This window comes from Sphingomonas sp. KRR8 (genome assembly GCF_023559245.1).
GTDB lineage: Bacteria > Pseudomonadota > Alphaproteobacteria > Sphingomonadales > Sphingomonadaceae > Sphingomicrobium.
Genome location: NZ_CP097462.1, coordinates 2531170 through 2552918, shown reverse-complemented (window position 1 = coordinate 2552918; position 21749 = coordinate 2531170). Strand labels below are relative to the sequence as shown.

Below are 21749 nucleotides of genomic sequence, written 5' to 3'. Positions count from 1 at the left end.
ACGACCCTTGAAAGGAAATATCATGTCTCGCACCCTTTTCGGCAGCGCCGCATTGGCGATTGCCACCATCTCCAGCGTCGTCGCGGTCAGCCCGGCTGACGCACGCCGTCACCACTATCGCCACTCGACCTACTACGGTCGTTCGTGCCGTTATTCGTCGGGCAGCACCGGCCTGATCGCCGGCGGTGTCGGCGGTGCGCTGGTTGGCCGCAGCATCCTTGGCCACGGCCTGCTCGGCACAGCTGGTGGCGCTGTCGGCGGCGCGCTCGCGGGCCGGGCGATCGATCGGTCGCTGACCGCCAACCGCCGCTGCTACCGCCGCTAAAGTTCGTCCGCCTTGCCCTCGATCGTCATCGTCTCCGGATGATGGCGGTCGAGGTGGCGCTTGATCATCCGCAGGTTGCGGGTGTTCGAGCGGAAGAAGAAATCCGGCACTGCCCCGACGAAGGGGATCATGCCCAGCAGCCAGTCGACCCCGATATTGCCGGCCATCCGGCTCAGCTGCCACTTGGACATGCCAAGGTTGCGCGCCTCCCACGCCAGATAGGCGCCAAGTCCCGCGGCCACCGTCGGCCCGACCACCGGCACGAAGTCGAGCACCACGTCCAGGCCCACGGGCCGGTTGATGCCCGGCAGCACCACCAGCCGCTCCAGCACATGCTCCAGTCCCTCGATGCGGTCGCGCACCGCTCGCGGCTCGCCCGACACGGTGAACCGGCCGATCTTCGCGCCCTTTGTCTCTGTCACCATGGCTACTGACTGCTCCCATTCCTGAGATCACTCAATGAATGGCGAGCGAAACGGTTCTCCTGAAAACCCGGCAGGTCGCGGACCAGCGACCAGCGCACCGGCGCCGCCAGCGGCATGAACAGCACATTGTCGCGCATCATCCGCTCGGCTTCGGCCAGGCGGGCGTTGCGCTCGGCGACGTTGAGTGTCTCGCGCGCGATGTTGAGCGGCTCCTCGGCTTGCGGAACGCAGATGGGCACCGCGCCGCAGCGGAAGGAACGCAGGTACCAGGCCGGGGATACGGACGGCGCCACCCAGTCGATCAACCTGAGGTCCGCCTCGTCCTCGTCATCGGCATGGGCGACCATGATCCCCAGCCGGCGCCAGTCGGCACGAAGCCGCTGCAGCAGCGCGGCGCCTCCTGGTGAGCGCGGCACCGCGACGCGTATCACGGGCGGCTGATCTCCAGGCTTGCGCGGAAACAGCCGGTGCGCCTCGGCGACGAGGGCGGGCAGACGATCGGACAGCTGCTGCCCCGCCCACGCCGGGTTCGCCGGAGCGATGTTGCCGTCCAGTCCGCCTTCCAGGATCGAGGCTCTTGGTTGCAGGTCCGGAACGCCCAGCGCGCTGACCAGCGCGGGCCGGTCGATCGCGCGGTCGAGGAGGTCGCGAACCTCGCGGTCGGCCAGCAGTCCGTTGGCTCGCCCTGGAACGAGGCCGAACAGCCCGGCGGCGGGATCGAAGCGCAACGTCCCGCGCGGCAGGCGCGCGTCATTGGTCAGCGGCAGGTCGGCAAAGGTCCCGCCAAGCACCAGGCCCACCTTGCGGTCGGTGAACGCCCGCACCGCCGCGGTCATGGGGGCGGCGGTCAGCATCACGCGCTCGACCTGCGGCTCCTCGTCCTCCCCGGACGGCAACGTCCGGCTGAGCTGCATCCATCGGCCCTGCTGCGCCAGCGTGAACGGCCCGGTGCCGACATCACCGCGAACGATGCCGAATTCCGGCTGGGCGAGCAGCTGCAGGAGGTGCGGTCGCGGCGCGAACAGCTGGATGGCGAGAACCCGGTCGGTCATCGCCACGATCTGCGTGACGGCTCCCGCAGTGTCCTTCAGGCTGTTGCGGCTTGCCCTCGCAATCTCGCGCCGAAGGAGGCGGGCGACGTCTTCCGCGACGATCTTGCGCCCGCCCGGCCATGTCCCGCTCTGTAGCCGGAAGATGTAGAGCAGCCCGTCGTTGGACACGTTCCAGCGCTCGGCCAGGCCGCCAACGATATTGCCGTCGCCGTCGAACCGCACCAGCCCCTGCGCCACGGCGGACAGCAGCACCGCCTGCGGCCCGTCGATCGGCCCATCTGCCGGATCGACCACTGCGGGCGCGTCGCCGGCGACCACGACCCGCACCGCGCCGGTTTCCTGCTTCTGGCAGCCCCCGGCCAGCGCCAGCGCTCCGAGCAGCAGAAGTCGGACACGGTTCATCTTGTCTGCTCTAGCGGCTGGCGCACCTTCACCCAAGCCTTCACAAGCCACGCGAACTGTATTACCCGCGTAGGTCAGTCCGAAGAGGTGCTTAAAGCGCGCATGGCCGACCGCGATTCTCCCTGGCTCAGCCGCTCCGGCACTCCCGTCGAGGACCTGCCAGATCCGTTCGCGCCCGAGGTCGATCCTCATTCGGAGGACGAGCTAGCCCCACCGCCGCGCCGCCGCCGCCGCTGGCTGCGCTGGGCGCTCACCACCTTCTTCGCGCTGCTGCTGATCACCATCCTGTGGCTGGTCTTCACGGCCCCGCTTGGCCGCGCGCTGGAGCCGCTGCCGAACCCGGCCATGCTGATCGTGTCCGCCGACGGGCAGGCGATCGCGCGGCGCGGCGCGATCAAGGAAGCGCCGGTGGAAGTTGCCAGGCTCAACAAATATACGCCGGGCGCCTTTGTCGCGATCGAGGACCGGCGCTTTTACTCGCACTGGGGCATCGACCCCCGCTCCATCGGCCGTGCGCTGATCACCAACCTTCACGCCGGCGGCGTGCGCCAGGGTGGCAGCACGATCACCCAGCAGCTTGCCAAGACCAGCTTCCTGTCCTCCGACCGCAATCTCAAGCGCAAGGCCCAGGAAGTGATCATCGCCTTCTGGCTCGAGGCGTGGCTGACGAAGGATGAGATCCTCTCCCGCTACCTCTCGTCGGTCTATTTCGGCGATGGCGTCTATGGGCTGCGCGCTGCCGCTCACCATTATTTCGGACGCGATCCCGAGAATCTGACGCTCGCCCAGTCGGCAATGCTGGCCGGAATGGTCCAGGCGCCCTCCCGCCTCGCGCCGACTCACAACCTCCCCGCCGCGCAGAAGCGCTCGCGGCTGGTGTTGCAGGAAATGGCCGACACCGGAGTTATCTCGCTCGCCCGCGCGCGGGCTGCCGCATCGGCCCGGCCGGTGATCGTCGATGCCAAGGTTCCCACCGGCACCTATTTCGCCGACTGGGTCGCGCCGCAGGCCGCCGACGCGTTCGCCGCCGACTTCGGTGAGATCAAGGTGAAGACGACGCTCGATTCGCGGCTTCAACGGCTCGCCAGCCGGGCGGTCGCCAACGCCAGCATCGGCGGCGCGCAGGCCGCGCTGGTGGCGATGCGCCCGGACGGACGGGTGGTCGCGATGGTCGGTGGGAACAGCTACAAGGCCTCTCCCTTCAACCGGGCGACCCAGGGCCGCCGGCAACCGGGCAGCACCTTCAAGCTGTTCGTCTACCTCGCCGCGCTGCGTTCCGGCTGGACGCCCGACAGCAAGATCTCGGACACGCCCATCAAGATCGACGGCTGGTCGCCGACCAACAGCGACGGCGTCTACCGGGGTGACATTACGCTCAAGGAGGCGTTCGCGCGGTCCAGCAATGCCGCGTCGGTGCGCCTGTCTGAAAGCGTCGGACGGCAGAACGTCCTGCGCGCGGCGCGCGACCTCGGCATCTCCACCCCGCTGCCCAATACACCCAGCGTGGCGCTTGGCAGCGCAGGTGTCAGCCTGCTTGAGCTGACCAGCGCTTATGCGGCGATCGCCAGCGGACGCTATCCGGTGCGTGCGTCAGGGCTTCCGCCCCAGCCGGCCAAGGAAGGCGCGGACGAATCGAACCTGTCCTCGCTCTTCTTCACCCAGGGCGGTCGGCTCGATCGCTCGCGCGACTGGAAGCCCATGCTCGACCTGCTGTGGGCGGCCGCCAACGAAGGCACCGGCCGGCGGGCCGCGCTGTCGACGCCCACCTTCGGCAAGACCGGCACCAGCCAGGACAATCGCGATGCGCTGTTCGTCGGCTTTGCGGGTGACCTGGTCGTCGGCGTCTGGGTCGGCCGCGACGACAACACACCAATGGCGCATTCGATGAGCGGCGGCAGCGCCCCGGCGGAAATCTGGCGTGCATTCATGGCGCCGGCGCTCGCGGTAGACGGGCGAAACGCAACCTCGCTTCCAGGCGACTACCAGCCGCCCCGCCGTCTTCCCCCGCCGACTCGCAAGAGCCCGCTGCCGTCGGATTGGGATGTCGATCCCTCGCAATGGGTCGGTGATTTGATGAAAGACGCCGAACGGCTGCTCGACCGCCTATAATGACAAATTGAGCCCCTGAATCTGTAAAGGCAAATTAAGGAGGCGCTTTAACGGCTTCTCAACCACCGACTCGTAGAGATGCTCTCAACCGACGGGCTCCTGAGTGATCCGCCGGTGGGGCGTAAGCCCAGGTGAGTGGAACTAGGAGACCGGACATGTCGAAGTTCATCAAGAAGATCATGAAGAATGAAGAGGGTGCCACCGCGATCGAGTACGGCCTGATCGCCGCTCTGATCGCCGTTGCTTGCATCACCGCGCTGGGCGCGGTCGGCAACCAGCTGAGCCGCACCTTCACGGGCGTTTCGAACAGCCTGAGCGGCGCGAACTCGTAAGAGCTCGCGAGCTACGGCTCGAACAATTGGGCGGCGGCGTCGGAAGACGCCGCCGCCTTTTTGTTGTTCATGACACCCTGACATGCCGGCGGCGCCGACCGCTGCCCTGGGCCGCGAGACGCTGCGGCCGAAAGCCTGATTAGCAAAGACCGGCTGCGCTCCAGCAGCGCGCGCGTACTCCGATCGCCCCGGCTTTCGCGCTAGTTCCTGCCGTTCGGTGGAGATGCGCCTTCACGACTCGCGTGTGCGCGGGTAAATTCTGCGCTACTGCTATTCGTTCAAGTTTCGATTAAGGACGGTTGCTGAGCGCATCGCGACGAACTTCCCTCGATCCGATGTGCCAGCTTTGAGAGAAGAGCCACGTGATCGAGAGTCCAACCTCTCAAGGCCATGCTTCTCCCGCCGGCGGTGAGCGGCGCCACGTGTCTGTCCTGTTTGCCGACATGGTCGGTTACACCGCCACCCTCGAAAAGCTTGGCGAAGAAAGGTCGCTGGAGTTCGTTCAGGCGATCTACGCCTCCCTCGCGCGCTGTGTTCGCGAACATGACGGTCGCGTCCACGCCTTCGGCGGCGACAGTGTCATGGCCGTTTTCGGCCTTTCCGAAGCGTCGGAGAATGCGGCGTTGCAGGCTTGCCGCGCAGCCATGTCGATCCAGAAGACCTTCGCCGAAGCCACCAACACCATCAACGACGAGTTCAACATCCAGGCTCAGATGCGAGTCGGCATCAGCTCCGGGGTGGCGGCAGTGGCCCCCGTCGACAGCGAAAGCATGGCGATCACCACGATCGGCAATGCCGTGAACCTCGCGTCGAGGATCGAGAGCCGGGCGCCACCGGGTGGCTGCCTCATCTGCGAAGCGACGCGCGGCCTGATCGAATGGCAGGTGGAGCTCGAGCTTCACTGCGAAACGATGATCAAGGGCGTGTCGAAGCCGCAGAAGCTGTGGCGCCTCGTCTCCGTTCGCGACAATGCCACGCGCTTTCACCGGTCGCTTGGCCGGGGCTTGAGCCCGCTCGTCGGCCGCGACGAGAACCTCGCCGTGCTCGCCGATGCGCTCGAGCGGTCCAGGTCGGAGTTGTGCGTCGTCGACCTCGCTGCTGAGCCGGGCCTCGGCAAGACCCGGCTGACATTTGAATTCCTCGAGCATGTCCCGCCGGACGGGGTTCGGGTGCTTCAGGGCCACTGCGCCGCGGACAGCCAGCCGATCCCGTTCCTCCCCTTCATCGAGGTGGTGCGCGGAGCGTTCCAGATCGGACTGGACGACGAGCCCGCCGCGATCGCGAAGAAGCTTGAGATTGGCCTTCGCACCCTGTCGCTCGACGCCCTCGAGAACCGCGGCCTGTTGTTGAACCTGCTGGGCCTTGCTCCGCCCGCCGGGGCGCTGACCGGACTCGACGTGGTTCTGATCGGTCTGCGAACGCGCGACCTGCTGTTCAAGCTGCTCAAGGCGCGATGCAGCATGACCCCTGTTCTCCTGTTGCTGGAGGACATCCACTGGATCGACAGCGCGTCGGAGGAGGTGCTGGCCGCCATCGTCGCAAGTTCCGGGATCGCCAACCTGCTGGTGGTGCATACCCGACGTCCCGAATATCATCCGCCCTGGGCGGAAGCGCCCTGCGTCATCGCGCAAACGCTCACGCCGCTGACCGGCGAAGAAATCCTGCGAGTGGCGCGCGACCGCCTCGGCGTGAGCGATCTGCCCGAACCCCTGATCCGCCAGGTGGTCGAGCGGGCTGGCGGAAACCCTTTGTTCAGCGAAGAGATCCTCAGCTTCCTGATCGAGCAAGGGGCCGTCCGGATCGACGATGGCGAAGCCGTGTTCGATTCCGCGGCCTGCGAAACGGCCCTGCCCACCAGCCTGCTCGGCTTGCTCGCCGCCCGCCTCGACCGCTTGATGCCCAGCGAGCGTGGCGTGCTGCAGGCGGCCGCCGTCGTTGGCCGCCGCTTCGATGCGGGCCTTCTGGCGCTCGCCCGCCCAGAGGTCGATCATCTCGGCGACGCTTTGAAAGCGCTTCAGAAACAGGACTTTATCGACGGCGACAGCGCAGCGACCAATTACTCCTTCAAACACGTGCTGATGCGCGACTGCGTCTATCACGGCCTGTTGCCGGCCGATCGCACGAAGCTGCATCTCGCGGTCGCCGAGGCCCTTGAGGTCCGCAGCCACGGGCGCCTGACCGAGGTCGCCGAGTTGCTGGCGCTGCATTACGCGCAGACCGCGTGCGATGACCGCGCCTTCACTTTCCTCGCCATGGCCGGAGCGAAGAGCCTGGGCACCTTCTCGCACGACCAGGCCGCGGAATATTTCGCCTCCGCCCTTGCGCTCTACGAATCTAATCCGCGCTGCGCCAGCGAAGCCGAGGTCGCGGTCATGCTGGCGAACTATGCGCTCTGCTTGAACCTGTCCCTGTCAGTGAAGCCGATGCTCGCGCTGGCGGACCGGGTCGAGCCGCTCCTCGCCCGGATCGGCGACAGCCCTCACCACGCGCTGTTCCTGCATCATTATGCGGCATGCCTCATCTGCAACGCGCGCTACCGGGATGCCCTGGCCGTGCAGCAGAGATTGTCGGCGATGGCGGGGCGGCTGAACGACCGGCAGGCGACCGCCTACGCGCTGGTCAGTGAGCTCTCCGTGTCCACTTACTGCGCGCCGATGCCGATCGAGCGGTTCGACGCCACCAGTCGCGAAGCGGCGCGCGCGCTCAGCGATCTCGACGACGCTTATTTGAAGAACTTCACCCTTGCGAGCATCGGCTGGGATCAGGTCTGCCGGGGACAGGTCGATCGCGCGCTCGAGACCGCCGACCGGCTGGTCGCCAATGGAACGGCGCTGAATGACCCGCGCGCGCTCGGCTATGGGACGGCCATGCGCGCGCTGATCGCAAGCATCGCCGATGACTATGAGCAGGCGCTTGAACTCGCCGAACGGGCGTTGGACATGTCGCGCGCGCGGTTCGAACAGATCATCGCCTCCGCCGCCCGTTGCGGAGCCATCGTTCCCCTGGCGCGACCCAATGCGCTCGAAGTCGTGCAAAGCCACCTCGACCTTTGTCGCCGCAACGGTTGGACGATGTTCGAAGCGGGCCCCGAACTCATGCTCGGCGTCGCGCAGGTCACCAATGGACAGATCGGAGCGGGTCTGGCGCGGATCGAAGCCGCCATCGTCCGCAACGAACAGCTGGGCTTCCACGTCTCGGCCGACTGGGGCCGGCTCTATCTTTGCGAAGTCTACCTCGCCGTTCTTTCAGGCAAGGGCGGCGCGTCGGCCAGCATTCTGTTGCGCAATGCGTGGACGCTGGGGAAGGTCTTCCTGCAGGGGCCGAGCCGCATTCTCAGCCTCATCGCGCAGGTACGCGCCAACCCCCAGCTGGACCCGGAAGGTCATAACATCGGCCGGGCCGAGATGGTGGTCGGCTTGCTCCACGCGGCGCGGCGCAAGCCCGATCTGGCAAGGCATCACCTGAGTGAGGCGAAGCGGCTCATCCAGGCCTCGGGCGCGTCGCCGCTGCTCGACCGGATCGATGGAGCCTTGAGCGCTCTTGCCGCCTAGGTAGCCTAGCCGGTCAGCGCTGCCAGGTACCGAATGCCGTCCATGCTCGGGATAAAGGTGTAGGCTCCGCCACGGGTGGTGACGAACCGCGGGAAACCGCGCAGGCGAAGCTTCGAGCCGTCCTTCATTCGGAGATCGAACCAGCTCGTCGTCGGCTCGTTCGCCCCGATCAGCGGGTCATTGGAGCGGGTGATGTCCGGATCCTGAAGGCCGAGGTTAAGCCAGTCGCACATGATCGCTTCGAACTGCGCGGCGATGTTCGCGCCGATGAAATTGCCGAGCAGGCCGCGCTCCAGGCGGTCGGGCTTGGCAGGATCGTAAGGCGGTCCATAGGGCATGCCGCGCCGGACCAGCCGCCGCGTATAATTGGCGATCCGCTGCACCATCGGACCTCCACGCGGATTGACCCGGCGAAGATGCGACCCCGCCGGGCAAGTCGATGAAGCGCCATAGTCGAACTGGGTCAGCGACCTGGACGGGTCCGGAACGTCGGGACAGGACGCCAGCGGGTCGCCGTTGCGCCACCGGCCGCACATCTGGGCAGCGACGATCTCCCGCAAGGCGAGGAACTGGTCGTCGCGCCTGTCGGCTTGCGTGCGGTCGCCCGGGCCAAGCAGCACGTCCATGATCTTGCGGTCGTCACCAGGCGCGAGAAGCCTCGCCATCTTCTCACCCGGCAGTCGCTCGATCAGTTCGGTTGCGGCCCGGTCGAGGTAATCTTCGAACCCCGAAACATCCTGCGCCAGGACCCGGAAAGCGTTGAAGCTGCCATTAAACCCAAGCTCGGGTGGCTCGGGAACCCGGAACATCAGGCCCTCCAGCCGGGTGGGGTAACCCAGCAGTACCGTGCCGAGCGGGTCGACGGGTTCGATCGTGTCAGGCCGCTTGCGAAATTGCGGTTGGGAGATGCTGTCGACGTAGCCGAAGTGAACCCTGTTCTCCTTGAAGGCGGCACCGTCGCGGACGCCCAGGACGGTGAACGCCCGAGCCACTTGCCGTTGCACCTGGTCGAGGATCGACGATCCGTCGAGGGCGCTGTTCTCGCTCGCGTAGATCGAGGCGACCACGTGCAGGCGCTCGGGTTCGTCGAACGGCGCCGGCCAGTTCTCCGGTGCGCTTGGGCCGGTATCGTAAAGGCGCACCGCGCGGGCCGTCATCCCTTGGGCGAATTCGATCGGAAAGGTTGCGAGAGATTGTGCTGGAGTGCCCATCGCTCGCAGGCCGGCGAAGGTGAAGGTGACGTTGAAGCAGCTATGCTGCTCCTCGATCCAGGTTTCATCGGTGGTGATGCCCGGCACCTCGGAAGTACCGCCGGCCGCCGCCTCGGCGAGAAACTGCCGTGCCGCGGTCCGGTCGCTGACTTCGAGCATGAGATAGCGAACGAAGCGCAAATTGCTGCGATATCCCCGAAGGACGTTACCCTGGATGCTCCATGGTTCGAGCTGGTCGATCACCAGCCGACACCGAAAGCGCCGCGCACCTGGGCTGCGGATACGCCAGGGTAGGCGCGATAACCGCCGCCGAGCGACAGGTTGGGATTGGCCCGCATCTGCAGGATGAGCGCGCGCGGCAATGAGCGGAGCGGCCGCGGCGGACGGTCAGGTCCAAGGCCCTTCGCCGCATCCTGCAGCGCGAAAAGGTCGGTCGGGAAGTCTGACGCCTGGAACAGGTCATGCGCCCTGACCCACTCGATGAACGTCTCGATGTTGTGAGCGGTCGGGATCATTTCGTCACCACCGTCGACGAGCGAGATGACGGCGTCGAACACGCTGCCGACGGTCGCGATGAAGTCGCGGATGTAGTTGTTGAAGTCGCCATCGTAGACCGAGATCATGCAGATGTAGTCGCCGATGAGGACGAAGCGGGCGAAGTGAACCGTGCCGACGTTGTCCAAACCGGCGAAGATCTCCTCGACGTTCTGGGCGATCGCAAACGCCGCCTTCGCCCGTCCGACCGGAGAGGGATCGTTGAGCGGCATGACGAGGTTCATCATGCGCTGCAGGTTCTCGCTCGGCTGAACCGCGGCGCGTGGACCGCCCGGCAGCGGCGGCGTCGGTTCGCGCCACGCCCAGAACGGCACGATGACGTGGGTCGACAGCCACTTGAACCCGCCCCAGTCGGGGAGGGTGTCGACCAAGCGATCCATCATGCCCGGCCTACGCGGCATGGTCGTCCCTCCTCGCGCACGGGCAGGCCGCAGCGCCGCGGCGGCGGCCGGAGATTTCGTACGCTTCCTTGCGGACTCTTAGAACGGGATCGTTGGACGGCCCGATGCCGTCGGGCAGCAACCACGGATTGAAGTTCAGCCGCTCGCAAATGTCGTCATCGAGAAGCTTGTCGAGCGTCAATGTTCCCATGAACACGCGGCGTCGATGCGGCGGCCATGGACGGGTGGAATCGTCAAAGTCGTCCCCCGCTTCGCCAAGCACCATCATCAGGTTGAAATGCACCGGCCCGGCAGCGATCCGCCGGTGAAGCTCCCGCTCGAGATAGCGATCCACTGGAACGGCCAACGGGTCGGTGTTGAGCACCCCCACCGTCGGCAACCAGCTGAAGCGTACATAGCGCCGGGTACCGTCGGGCGCGGTGAGGACGAACGTGTGCACCGCGTGATATGACGCGCGGGCGTAGCTGACGGGTGCACCGATCGACGCCGCGTCGAACACCGCGAGTTGCGCATAATCATGCTGATTGGCGAATGCGACGGCACCCTCGTCAGGGCGGATGACCTCGCCGGGATAGGCGTCGCGAACCGGCAATCTGAGATTCAGGTAATCCCAGATCTTGCCCAGCCAGCTCGTGGATTTGAAATGCCTGGGCTTCGCCGCCACCGCGAACCGCAGAAATGAATAGGCGTCCGGCGCGAAGAACTCTCGAAGGGTCATCGCGATGAGGTCGGTGGCGCTGCCGTCCGCGAGGTGGAAGCGGGTCGCCATGCCGCGAACGTCGGACCAGCCGTCATGGCGGGTCGCGCAGCCCGAGCCATTGGAGAAACGCACGGTCGCCCGCACGGGTGAGCAGCCACGGCGAAAATGGCTCGCCTTGCAGAACTTGTGCGCGACGTCGGAGGGAGCGAACGAACCGGTCGCTCCATTACCGGTCGCGTGGACCGGTCGAAGCGCGGCACTGCCATCGGGACGGGCGAGGGCATCGACCAGGCGCTCGGCAATGGTCGGGTCCTCGCCCGAGTCGCTGCCAGCCGCACTCGCCGGCATCCGGGCGCCGGGCGTCAGCGTAGGGTCGACCGTTCGCAAGCTCATGCCTGGAACGCCGGCTTGAGCCCGGGGCGCGGCCACCGTCCCTTGTAGATCGTGCCCGTGCCCGACGCGGTGATCCACACATCCATCATATCGGCCCCGCCGAAACACAGGTTGGTCGTGAAGATGTCGTTCACCGAGACGTGCTCGACGCTTCCGTCCGTGCCGAACACACTGATCCCGCCGTTGAAGATGGTGCCGACGCAGATGCGCCCGTCCTGCTCGACCTTGAGGCTATCCAGCCACTGGAAACCGGGAAGGGTCTGGACGACGTTGCCGACCATGACCGGCAGCGGGCCGGGCGCGACCGTGCCCGGTCCTGTGACCTGCAACGACCACAATCGGCCATAGATCGTATCCGAGACGTAGAGGATCTTGCCATCGGGTGAGAGGCCGACGCCGTTGGGCATCGGAATGGTCGCGGCCTTGACCAGCGGGCGCCCGTCGGCCGTTCCGTAATAAACCGCACCATGCTTGGTGCCGTCCACCAGCTGCAGCCCCGAGTCCGTGAACCAGAACCCGCCCGCGGCATCGAAGACGATGTCGTCCGGCGCAAGCAGCCGAGCTCCGTCGTAGCTGTCATACAGGGTGGTCACGGCGCCCGTGGCCAGATCCACGCGCTGGATGGAACCGCCTCGGTAGCTTGCGGGCGGCGGCGGCGGCGCCGGGACCGTCACCTTGCCGAACTTGCCCCAGTTGTAGACACCGCCATTGTTGCAGACATAGGCCGCACCGTCGGGCCCGATGGCGACCCCGTTCGGCCCACCTTCCAGCTTGGCGACGGTTTCCACCTGCCCACCCCCACGGGAGCGGCCGAGCAGCTCGTTCTTGATGTCTACGAACAGCAATGACCCGTCGGCCATCGCCACCGGACCTTCCGGAAAGCCGAGATTCCCGACTTCGACGGTGAGGGCCAGATCCATTGGGAGCGCCTTCCAGACGGAGTGGCTTGGACGCCAAGCCCACTGTCAGGCCACGGCGGTACGCACTCTACAGCTCACCAGAAAGTCGACTCATCATGACGATGTTAATGACTATCCGCAAGGTCGGCGCATGATGCAGCGATCGCAGCTCCCCCGGCAGGGACGGGCAGGCTCATCGCGTCACCGGGAGCACGTCGCCACAAAACCATATTCCGGTGGCGCGGGGTGTTCGGGCGGGAGCAGCAGCTGCAGCACGGCGGGCGCAAGCTGCTGGTAGATGGTCGCATGAGTTTGGTCGGGTCGGGGCATCAGGCACAGGTCAAGGTCCGCGCCGCGGACCACGGAGACCAGCCGGTCATAGGCGTCCGGTTCCTCCAGCTGCTCCCGCGCGGCCGCAACCAGCAACTTGCGTGACCGCTGGCCCTTGCCCACCCGTGTTGCGGCCGACCGCGACAAGGCGCCCTGATCCCACCAGAGACTGGGGTCGATCGCCGCATATCCCCCGAACAGCGCGGGATCGGCCAGGTAAGTCTCCACGATAAAGAGGCCCGCCAGCGACTCACCCATGACCACGTCATGGCCGCTGGTGCGATAACGCTGCTCGATCAGCGGCTTGACTTCGGTCCGGATGAAGTCGCGAAACTGTGCCGAGGCGCCGGCCGTCGGATAACGTTTGAGGAGGGCCGGGTCGTGTGTCGGCCCAACCAGTTCGCGCCGCCGGTCCTTGGTCTCGATGCCCACGACGATGGCGTCGGCTGACCGGCCCCACAGGGCTCCTGACCGGGCAAGTCCTGCGACCGACAGAAGGTCCTGCTCTACGCCTCCGTCGATCAGGTACAGCACGGGATAACGGCGTTGCGGGGCCGCCGCGTAGCCTGCCGGGAGCACCACGTTAAGGACGCGTCGCTCGCCCAGCACCTTCGACGTGATGACGTGGGAAGTTCCGATCTCCAGCCGACTGGTCAGGACGTCGGGGCGTGACGGCGGGCGAGCTGCCCGTGCTGGAACTGGGCCGATGACGGCCGCGGCAAGACTGCTGGCCATCAGGAACAAGGCGCGGATGAACATGGGCCGGAGACAACACGAACTCGGTGAGGTCGGCAATGCGCGAAAGCGGGAACACGCTCGACCCGGCCGCGATGATCGGACGGGCTCAGGCGCGAAGGGTACCGCCAGAACGAAAAAAAGCCCGCGTTTCCGCGGGCTTTTTGTAATGGTGGAGCCGAGGGGGATCGAACCCCTGACCTTCGCAATGCCATTGCGACGCTCTCCCAGCTGAGCTACGGCCCCTTGTCCCCGCGCCTTTAGGGATTTTGCGGCGCGGGTCAAACCTCAAATCAGCTGTTTTCGTCGTCGTCCGCCGCGGTCTCGACGCCAAGGTCGTCGTCGCCGGTGCCGATATCGACCTCGTCGTCGGCGCTCGGCTCCTCGTCCTCGTCGGGCAGGGCCAGATCCTCGGCGCCCAGATCCTCGTCGGCGTTCTGCTCGGGCGCGGCCTGCGCGGGGGCGGCCTCGAACGGCAGCGGCTGCTTGGACTTCAGCACCGGCTCCGGCACGAAGGTCGCGCCGCAATTGATGCAGGTGACCGGGTCGTCCTTGCCCAGGTCATAAAAACGAGTCGAGCACTTGGGGCAGGTGCGCTTGTGGCCCCACTCGGGCTTCACCATGGAAAACTCCAATATTCATAGAGGCCCCAGGGCAGGCAGCCGAGACCAAATCGGGCGGCGCCTTGCCATAGCGAGGGGTGGCTGTCAAAGCCGCCGCCGTGCCGCAAGCCTCCCCAATCGTGATTGCCGTCGACGGTCCCGCCGCCAGCGGCAAGGGTACCATCGCCCGCGCGCTGGCCGCTCATTTCGGCTTGCCGCACATGGATACGGGCATGCTGTACCGGGCCGTGGCGCTCAACCTGCTCCGCCGGGAACTCGACCCCGACAGCGAATTCGCGGCGGTGCGCGCCTGCGACGGAGTTGCTGCCCTGCTCGACGATGAAGAATTGCGCAGCGAAGCGGTCGGCGGGATCGCCAGCCGTATTTCCGCTTACCCCGCCGTTCGCGAGGCACTCCTTGAACGGCAGCGCGACTTCGCAGAGGGGACAAGCGGAGCAGTGCTCGATGGCCGCGACATCGGCACCGTGATCGCGCCGCACGCCACCGCCAAGCTGTTCGTCACCGCCTCGCCCCAGGTCCGCGCCGAGCGCCGCCTGGCCGAACTGCAGGCGCGCGGCGTGACCGCCCATCTGCCCGACGTCCTGCTCGACATCGAGGCGCGGGACGAGCGCGACAGCCACCGCTCCGCCGCGCCGCTGCGGCAGGCGGCCGACGCCATGCTGCTCGACACCAGCGCGCTCGATCGCGAGGCGTCGGTGGCCGCCGCCATCCGGCTGGTTGAGGAGCGGCTGGCCGCGGTCTAAGCGGTGCGGCCATGAGCGACACCCCTCCCCTCCGCACCGGCGGCCGGCTGCTGGTCGACCAGCTTGTCCTGAACGGCTGTGACCGGATCTTCACCGTCCCAGGCGAAAGCTTCCTCGCCGTGCTCGACGCGCTGCACGATACGCCCGAGATCGAGACGGTCGTCTGCCGCCAGGAAGGCGGAGTCGCCTACATGGCCGATGCGGACGGCAAGCTCACCGGCCGCCCGGGCGTGGCCTTCGTTACCCGCGGACCTGGCGCCACCAACGCCAGCGCGGGCGTCCATGTCGCCTTCCAGGACTCGACCCCGATGATCCTGTTCGTCGGCGACCTCGACCGCCGCGACAAGGACCGCGAAGGCTTCCAGGAAGTCGACTTTCCGGCCTTCTTCGGTCCCATCGCCAAGTGGGCGGCGCGGATCGACGATGCGCGGCGCATTCCGGAATATGTCGCCCGCGCCTGGCGAGTTGCGACCAGCGGCCGCCCCGGCCCGGTGGTCCTCGCGATCCCCGAGGACATGCTGCGGGACGAGGTTGGCGTGCCCGACCGCCCGCCGGTCCCGCCGGTGGTCGAGAGCCCCGATCCGGCGGCGATCGCGACCCTGTTCGAGCTGCTCAAGGAAGCCGCCGCGCCGGTCGCCATCGTCGGCGGCGCCGACTGGAGCCCCTGCGCCGCCCACCATTTCGCCAATTTCGCGGCCCGCCACGGCATTCCCACGGCCGCCGCCTTCCGCCGCCAGGACGCGATCGCCAACGATTGCCGCGCCTATGCCGGTAACCTGGGCTACGGCCCCAATCCCAAGCTGCAGCAGCGCGTCCGGGATGCCGACCTGCTGCTGGTGGTTGGCGCCCGTTTGGGCGAGGCGACCACCGACGGCTATACGCTGATCACGCCCGACCACCCGGGCCAGACCATCGTCCACGTCCACCCCGACCCGAACGAGCTTGGCCGGGTCTACCACGCCGACCTGCCGATCGTCGCCGACATGGGCGAGTTCGCGCAGGTGATCGACAGCTGGGCCGACCCGGAACTCGTCCGGTTCGGAAGCGGCGACGAGGCCCATGCCGAATGGCTGGAGTGGAGCGAGCCGAAACCCCGCGACGGCGTGACCCTCGACCTTGGACCGTGCGTGAAGCAGTTGCGCGAAGCCCTCCCGGCCGACACCATCGTCTGCAACGGTGCCGGGAATTTCTCGGGCTGGGTGCATCGTTACTGGCGCTACGCCTCCACACCGACGCAGCTGGCGCCGACCAGCGGAACCATGGGCTACGGCCTCCCGGCCGCTGTCGCTGCCGCCCTGCGCTTTCGCGACCGCGCCGTGTTGTGCGTCGCCGGCGACGGCGACTTCCTGATGAATGGGCAGGAGCTGGCGACCGCCGCTCAATATGGCGCCGACCTCATCGTGCTGATCGTCGACAATGGCAGCTACGGCACCATCCGGATGCACCAGGAGCGCGAATATCCCGCCCGCTTGTCCGCGACCGAGCTCCGCAACCCCGACTTCGCCGCGCTGGCTCGTGCCTATGGCGGCTGGGCGGCCACCATCGAGCGCACCGAAGAGTTCGCGCCGGCCTTGCAGGATGCGCTAGGCCGCAAGGGCATCCGCCTGCTCCACTGCAAGACCGATGTCGAAGTGATCAGCCATGCGACCACGGTCACTCGGCTTCGGGAGCGGGCCAGCGCCTAAGGAACAATCCTGATGGCGGCCCGCACCCGATGAGCGCCAACATCGCCGATCCTCAACAGGAGATGCGCGATGTTCGCACGCAATGAAGGTCCCTTCGATCGCAGCCTCAGGATCGCGGTCGGCCTTGTGATCCTCTCGCTCGCCTTCGTCGGCCCCAAGACGCCGTGGGCGTTTGTCGGGCTGATCCCGCTCGTCACCGGTCTTGTCGGTACTTGCCCGCTGTACAGCCTGCTGGGGTTCTCGACCGGCGGTCCTCGCAGCTAGTCCAAGCGAGCAGAAAGCGGCGGTTTTCCGCGCTCTCGCCACCGGCAATGAAAAGGCGCATAGTCCATGCGGCGATCAGGGGAGGACAGCATGGCCAGTAGCGACGCGACGTTCGCGGGTTCAATACCCTCGATCTACGACCGCCACATGGGGCCGCTATACTTCCAACCCTATGCAGCCGAAGTCGCCCGCCGAGTCGCTGGGTGGCAACCTGACCGGCTGCTCGAGACCGCCGCCGGCACGGGCATTGTCACCGCCGCCATCGCCCACGCGAGCCCCGGCACGCGGATTACCGCCACCGACCTCAATCCCGATATGCTGAGCGTCGCCAAACGCCGCCTGTCGAGCGCACCCAACGTGCGCACCCAGATGGCCGACATGCAGTCGCTCCCGTTCGAGGATGGATCGTTCGACGCGGTGGTCTGCCAGTTCGGGATCATGTTCGTGCCCGACAAAGTGCGGGCTCATGCCGAAGCCCGGCGAGTGCTCGCGCCGGGCGGCCGTTACCTGCTCGTCATCTGGGACCGGCTGGAGAAGAACCCGGTCGCTCAATGCGTCCACGATACGATCAGCGGGATGTTCCCCGACGATCCGCCGCAGTTCGTCGGCCGAACTCCCTTTGGCTATGGCGATCCAGCGGCGATAGAACATGACCTGATGGCGGCAGGATTCACTGACATCGAGTTTGAAACTGTGGCCCTGGACAGTTCGCCCGATGCGACGGCGGAAGATGCCTCGCTGGGCCTGGTCGAGGGTTCACCCCTGCGCGCCGAACTGGAAGCGCGCGGCGACGGCTGGCTCGAAAAGGCCGAAGCCGCTGTCCGCAAGGCGCTCACCGCCAACTTCTCCCGCGCCCTCTCAGCCCACGTGGTGACGGCGCGCCGTTAGCCGCCAGTCAAGGGTCACACGAGATCGAGCTCGATCGCTCGCAGCGCGACCTCGTCCCACGCATTACCGGCTTTGCGGTTGGTCGGGTCGGCGCGCATCCGGGCGATGGCCTCGGCAATTGCCCGATTTTTGGCAGCCTGCTGAGCCAGATAGGCCCTCGCCTCCGACTGGAGCCCATGCGCACAGGCGTAAACCAGCGCGCGCGATGAGATGAACCCGTCTTCCAGCGAGTGCAGGACGTGCAGCGGATCGCGCATCCGTTCGAACCACGGCAGCACGTCGGCGCGGATGATGGCCTCCGCTTCCGCCGCGATGGCGGGCCTTCTTTCCACATCCAGCGCGTCCCAGCGCACCGTATGCGGCGTACCGGGAAACTTGATCTGGCGCGACGTCGCGAAGCGGTCGTAGCGGGTGATGTTGGCGGGTCGACTAGGCCAGCGCGCCTTGCGAAACCGACTCATCGTGCCGCTCTCGAGACGCGCGGACAGGGCAAACCAGGCCTGTACATCGCGGCGGTTCCACACGCTCGTCTGGCAACTGATAACGTCGGTAAGATCGCCCGCCGGTCGCTTGATCGCCAGACCCGGCTTCAACGCGAAGCCGACATCGGCCAACCGGGCCGCGATTAGCGCCAGCACCGCCTGCACCGCGTCACGCGGCGCCTCGGCCATCAGATCAATCCTGCCAGCGGGCTCGACGGGTCGGCGTAGCGGCGCTTCTGCATGCGGCCGGCGCGATAGGCGAGGCGACCGGCCTCGACCGCGGCCTTCATCGCCCGGGCCATCAGGATCGGGTCCTTGGCCTCCGCAATGGCGGTGTTCATCAGTACGCCGTCGCAGCCCAGCTCCATTGCCGCCGCAGCATCGCTTGCGGTCCCGACGCCGGCGTCGACCAGCACCGGCACCTTCGCCTGCTCGACGATCAGCCGGATGGTGACCGGGTTCTGGACGCCCAACCCTGAGCCGATCGGCGCGCCCAGCGGCATGATCGCCACCGCGCCGGCCTCTTCGCAGCGACGGGCCATGATGGGGTCGTCAGTGCAATAGACCATCACCTCGAACCCCTCTTTGGTGAGGAGCTCGGTCGCTCGGACCGTTTCGATCATGTCGGGGTAGAGCGTCTTGGCCTCGGCCAGCACCTCGAGCTTCACCAGGTTCCAACCCCCCGCCTCGCGGGCCAGGCGAAGCGTGCGGATGGCTTCCTCGGCGGTGAAGCAGCCGGCTGTGTTGGGCAGGTAGGTGGTGACCTTGGGGTCGATATAGTCCGACAGCATCGGCGCGTTCGGGTCCGACACGTTGACCCGCCGCACCGCGACCGTGACGATCTCCGCCCCCGAGGCCGCGACCGCCGCGGCATTCTGCTCCAGGCTCTTATACTTGCCGGTGCCCACGATCAGCCGCGAGCGGAAGGTCCGCCCGGCAACGGTCCACGTGTCAGGGTCGATGTTCTGCGGCGCGTTCAAACTCAGCCTCCCCCGACGAAATGGACGATCTCATAGTCGTCGCCGTCCTCGACCAGCACGTCGGCGAGGGTCGAGCGGGGGACGATCTGGAGATTGCGTTCGACCGCCACACGGGCGGGATCGAAGCCGATTTCCTGGACCAGACCGGCGACGGTCGTTCCGGCGGGGATCCGGCGATGCTCTCCATTGACGGAGATGGAGTGGGTTTCGGTCTCGCTCATTGACGGACCGCATCTAGGTGGCGCAGGTCAGCGCCGCAATGCGCAAGATCCTTGTTCTCAACGGCCCCAACCTCAACCTGCTCGGCAGCCGTGAGCCGGACATCTACGGCTCGGCGACGCTCGACGACATCGCCGGCGACCTGCACACGCAGGCGTCAGGGCTGGATGTGGAAGTGGACGTGCGCCAGTCTAATCACGAAGGCCACCTGATCGACTGGCTTCACGAGGCGCAGGCCGATGGCTCGCACGCGGTCATCCTCAACGCCGGCGGCTTCACCCACACGTCGGTGGCACTGCGCGATGCCGTGGCGGCCATCGCTACCCCGGTGATCGAGGTTCACCTGAGCAACCCGCACGCACGCGAATCGTTTCGGCACCGCAGCCTGATTTCGGCGGTTTGCAAGGGATCGATCAGTGGGTTCGGCGCGCTTTCCTACCGGCTGGCACTGGACGCCGCCGCTCGGCTCTGACAGAGCGCCCCGCGTTTCAAGTGACAGGGAAGTGACCATGGCCGACGACAAGGGCGAGACCGGCAAGCAGATGCGCGTCGACAGCGCGCTGGTGCGCGAACTGGCCGAGCTGCTGTCCGCCAACGAGCTGAGCGAGATCGAAGTCGAGGACGGCGACCGCAAGATCCGCGTCCGGCGTGAACTGACCGCGGCCCACCCGGTGGCGATGGTCGCGGCGCCTGCGCCCGCCGCCGCTCCGGCCCAGGCTCCCGCCGCAGCTCCGGCGGCTGCCGCCGCCGACGCGCTGCCGGCTGGCGAAGTGGTCAGGTCGCCGATGGTCGGCACTGCCTATCTGTCCGCCGAACCGGGCTCCAAGCCGTTCGCTTCGCCCGGCGATACCGTGCGCGAAGGCGATACGCTGCTGATCGTCGAGGCGATGAAGGTGATGAACCCGATCGTCGCGCCGCGGGCGGGCAAAATCGTCCAGGTGATGGTCGCCAACGCCCAGCCGGTGGAGTTCGACCAGCCGCTGTTCGTGATCGAATAAGATGGCCAAGATCACCAAGCTGCTGATCGCCAATCGCGGCGAGATCGCGCTTCGTATCCACCGCGCCTGCCATGAGCTGGGCATCAAGACGGTGGCGGTGCACTCCACCGCCGACTCGGACGCCATGCACGTCCGCCTGGCCGACGAAGCCGTCTGCATCGGCCCGCCGCCGGCGACCGACAGCTATCTCAACATCGCCAACATCATCTCGGCGGCCGAGATCACGCACGCCGACGCCATCCACCCCGGCTACGGCTTCCTCAGCGAGAACGCGCAGTTCGCCGAGATCGTCGAGCTTCACAACATCATCTGGGTCGGACCCAAACCCGAGCACATCCGGATCATGGGCGACAAGGTCGAGGCCAAGCGCACCGCGGCCGCGCTTGGGCTGCCGCTGGTCCCCGGTTCGCCGGGGCCGCTCGAGACGATCGAGGAAGCGCTCAAGATCGCCGAGGAGGTCGGCTATCCGGTCCTCATCAAGGCGGCCTCGGGCGGCGGCGGGCGCGGCATGAAGGTGGTGCCCAGCGCCGAGCAGCTGGAGAGCCTGATGATGCAGGCGTCGTCAGAGGCGAAGGCCGCCTTCGGCGACTCCACCGTCTATCTGGAAAAGTATCTCGGCGACCCGAAGCACATCGAGTTCCAGGTGTTCGGCGACGGCAACGGCAAGGCCGTGCACCTGGGGGAGCGCGACTGCTCCATCCAGCGCCGCCACCAGAAGGTCATCGAGGAAGCGCCCTCACCCGTGATCAGCGCCGAGCAGCGCGCCGAGATGGGCGGCATCGTGGCCCGGGCCATGGCCGACATGGGCTATCGCGGCGCCGGCACCATCGAGTTCCTCTACGAGAATGGTGAGTTCTACTTCATCGAGATGAACACCCGTCTGCAGGTGGAGCATCCGGTAACCGAGATGATCACCGGCATGGACCTGGTCGCCGAGCAGATCCGCGTCGCCGAGGGCGAAGGGCTGAGCGTCACTCAGGACGAGGTCACCCTGACCGGTCACGCGATCGAGTGCCGGATCAACGCCGAGGATCCGGAGACCTTCGTGCCCTCGCCGGGCCTGGTGAAGAACTATGTCGCGCCTGGCGGCATGAGCGTGCGGGTCGATAGCGGCCTCTACGTCGGCTACAAGGTGCCGCCTTATTACGACAGCATGATCGGCAAGCTGATCGTCAACGGCAAGGACCGCGACGAATGCATCCGGCGGCTGTCCCGAGCGCTCGAGGAATTCGTTCTGGAGGGCATGAAGACCACCGTGCCGCTGCACCAGCGGATCATCCGCACCGAGGCGTTCGCGCAAGGCGACTATACCATCAAGTGGCTCGAGCGCTGGCTCGAGGAGCAGCGCGCCTAGGCCGCCAACCTCCGCTTTCGCTCCCTAAGTCCTTGGCAGGATTCGCAGGTTTTCTGCCATAGCGGCCCAAATAACGCATTGCGGCGCGCCGGT

General features: G+C 66.7%; 20 protein-coding genes, 1 tRNA gene and 1 pseudogene. 11 read left to right on the top strand and 11 right to left on the bottom strand.

The features are described from left to right. Window positions 1–22 precede the first annotated feature (22 nt). A complete protein-coding gene (locus M8312_RS12905) occupies window positions 23–325 on the top strand; it encodes a hypothetical protein (protein WP_250118088.1) in 303 nt (100 codons plus the stop codon). Here M8312_RS12905 and M8312_RS12900 read toward each other — a convergent pair. Together M8312_RS12900 and M8312_RS12895 are read right to left on the bottom strand one after the other, a co-directional pair. Continuing rightward, window positions 322–750, bottom strand: coding sequence for a DUF4112 domain-containing protein (locus M8312_RS12900; RefSeq protein ID WP_250118087.1), 429 nt, complete (start codon window positions 748–750; stop codon window positions 322–324). The two genes, M8312_RS12905 and M8312_RS12900, sit on opposite strands and share 4 nt — an antisense overlap. A 2-nt stretch (window positions 751–752) precedes the next feature. Continuing rightward, window positions 753–2204 carry an ABC transporter substrate-binding protein gene (locus M8312_RS12895; protein WP_250118086.1) on the bottom strand — a complete coding sequence of 484 codons (1452 nt, stop codon included), beginning with the start codon at window positions 2202–2204 and terminating at the stop codon, window positions 753–755. 102 nt (window positions 2205–2306) lie between these two features. Between M8312_RS12895 and M8312_RS12890 the strand changes: the two genes are divergently transcribed. The 3 genes from M8312_RS12890 to M8312_RS12880 all read left to right on the top strand — a co-directional run bounded on the left by M8312_RS12890 (window position 2307) and on the right by M8312_RS12880 (window position 8196). Next, window positions 2307–4313: a transglycosylase domain-containing protein gene (locus M8312_RS12890; RefSeq protein ID WP_250118085.1), complete on the top strand. Its 2007-nt coding sequence runs from the start codon at window positions 2307–2309 to the stop codon at window positions 4311–4313. 155 nt (window positions 4314–4468) lie between these two features. Next, on the top strand, window positions 4469–4645 hold the full coding sequence (locus M8312_RS12885) for a Flp family type IVb pilin (protein WP_250118084.1): 177 nt from the start codon (window positions 4469–4471) through the stop codon (window positions 4643–4645). A gap of 422 nt (window positions 4646–5067) precedes the next feature. After that, on the top strand, window positions 5068–8196 hold the full coding sequence (locus M8312_RS12880) for an ATP-binding protein (RefSeq protein ID WP_250118083.1): 3129 nt from the start codon (window positions 5068–5070) through the stop codon (window positions 8194–8196). 5 nt (window positions 8197–8201) lie between these two features. Here M8312_RS12880 and M8312_RS12875 read toward each other — a convergent pair whose 3' ends face one another. The 7 genes from M8312_RS12875 to M8312_RS12845 form a co-directional block, all read right to left on the bottom strand. Continuing rightward, window positions 8202–9650: a Dyp-type peroxidase gene (locus M8312_RS12875; RefSeq protein WP_250118082.1), complete on the bottom strand. Its 1449-nt coding sequence runs from the start codon at window positions 9648–9650 to the stop codon at window positions 8202–8204. Beyond that, entirely contained in the window at window positions 9647–10363 is a 717-nt protein-coding gene (locus M8312_RS12870; RefSeq protein ID WP_250118081.1) for a hypothetical protein, read from the bottom strand. The genes M8312_RS12875 and M8312_RS12870 overlap by 4 nt, the downstream gene beginning before the upstream one ends. After that, the gene (locus tag M8312_RS12865) at window positions 10353–11456 is read right to left on the bottom strand and encodes a catalase (RefSeq protein WP_250118080.1); all 1104 of its coding nucleotides are present in this window, start codon (window positions 11454–11456) and stop codon (window positions 10353–10355) included. Before M8312_RS12865 ends, M8312_RS12870 begins: the two co-directional genes overlap by 11 nt. Further along, a complete protein-coding gene (locus tag M8312_RS12860; protein WP_250118079.1) occupies window positions 11453–12376 on the bottom strand; it encodes an SMP-30/gluconolactonase/LRE family protein in 924 nt (307 codons plus the stop codon). The genes M8312_RS12865 and M8312_RS12860 overlap by 4 nt, the downstream gene beginning before the upstream one ends. Before the next feature lie 180 nt (window positions 12377–12556). After that, window positions 12557–13444 carry an alpha/beta hydrolase gene (locus M8312_RS12855; RefSeq protein ID WP_250118078.1) on the bottom strand — a complete coding sequence of 296 codons (888 nt, stop codon included), beginning with the start codon at window positions 13442–13444 and terminating at the stop codon, window positions 12557–12559. A 146-nt stretch (window positions 13445–13590) separates the two neighbouring features. Further along, window positions 13591–13666: transfer RNA gene (locus M8312_RS12850), tRNA-Ala, on the bottom strand. 47 nt (window positions 13667–13713) lie between these two features. Next, window positions 13714–14043 carry a TIGR02300 family protein gene (locus M8312_RS12845; RefSeq protein ID WP_250118077.1) on the bottom strand — a complete coding sequence of 110 codons (330 nt, stop codon included), beginning with the start codon at window positions 14041–14043 and terminating at the stop codon, window positions 13714–13716. A 116-nt stretch (window positions 14044–14159) separates the two neighbouring features. Between M8312_RS12845 and cmk the strand changes: the two genes are divergently transcribed. From cmk to M8312_RS12825, 4 genes are all read left to right on the top strand, one after another. Then, the gene (cmk, locus tag M8312_RS12840; protein ID WP_250119786.1) at window positions 14160–14786 is read left to right on the top strand and encodes a (d)CMP kinase; all 627 of its coding nucleotides are present in this window, start codon (window positions 14160–14162) and stop codon (window positions 14784–14786) included. Between the two features lie 11 nt (window positions 14787–14797). Next, window positions 14798–16471 carry a thiamine pyrophosphate-binding protein gene (locus M8312_RS12835; protein ID WP_250118076.1) on the top strand — a complete coding sequence of 558 codons (1674 nt, stop codon included), beginning with the start codon at window positions 14798–14800 and terminating at the stop codon, window positions 16469–16471. 69 nt (window positions 16472–16540) lie between these two features. Continuing rightward, on the top strand, window positions 16541–16735 hold the full coding sequence (locus M8312_RS12830) for a YgaP family membrane protein (RefSeq protein ID WP_250118075.1): 195 nt from the start codon (window positions 16541–16543) through the stop codon (window positions 16733–16735). 90 nt (window positions 16736–16825) lie between these two features. Next, window positions 16826–17623: a class I SAM-dependent methyltransferase gene (locus tag M8312_RS12825; RefSeq protein ID WP_250118074.1), complete on the top strand. Its 798-nt coding sequence runs from the start codon at window positions 16826–16828 to the stop codon at window positions 17621–17623. Window positions 17624–17637: 14 nt separating this feature from the next. On the opposite strand, the gene M8312_RS12820 is transcribed toward M8312_RS12825, so the two are convergent. Both M8312_RS12820 and thiS read right to left on the bottom strand, forming a co-directional pair. After that, window positions 17638–18294, bottom strand: coding sequence for a hypothetical protein (locus M8312_RS12820; RefSeq protein ID WP_250118073.1), 657 nt, complete (start codon window positions 18292–18294; stop codon window positions 17638–17640). Further along, window positions 18294–19306: pseudogene (gene thiS / locus M8312_RS12815) on the bottom strand (sulfur carrier protein ThiS). The gene M8312_RS12820 and the pseudogene thiS overlap by 1 nt, the downstream one beginning before the upstream one ends. 38 nt (window positions 19307–19344) lie before the next feature. Between thiS and aroQ the strand changes: the two are divergent. The 3 genes from aroQ to accC are packed head-to-tail and all read left to right on the top strand — an operon-like array spanning window position 19345 to window position 21656. Further along, complete coding sequence (aroQ, locus tag M8312_RS12805; RefSeq protein WP_250118071.1) at window positions 19345–19776, top strand: type II 3-dehydroquinate dehydratase; 432 nt, start codon at window positions 19345–19347, stop codon at window positions 19774–19776. A gap of 37 nt (window positions 19777–19813) precedes the next feature. Continuing rightward, window positions 19814–20302, top strand: a complete 489-nt coding sequence (accB, locus tag M8312_RS12800) for an acetyl-CoA carboxylase biotin carboxyl carrier protein (protein ID WP_250118070.1) — start codon at window positions 19814–19816, stop codon at window positions 20300–20302. Between the two features lies 1 nt (window position 20303). Next, a complete protein-coding gene (gene accC / locus M8312_RS12795; protein WP_250118069.1) occupies window positions 20304–21656 on the top strand; it encodes an acetyl-CoA carboxylase biotin carboxylase subunit in 1353 nt (450 codons plus the stop codon). Window positions 21657–21749 lie beyond the last annotated feature (93 nt).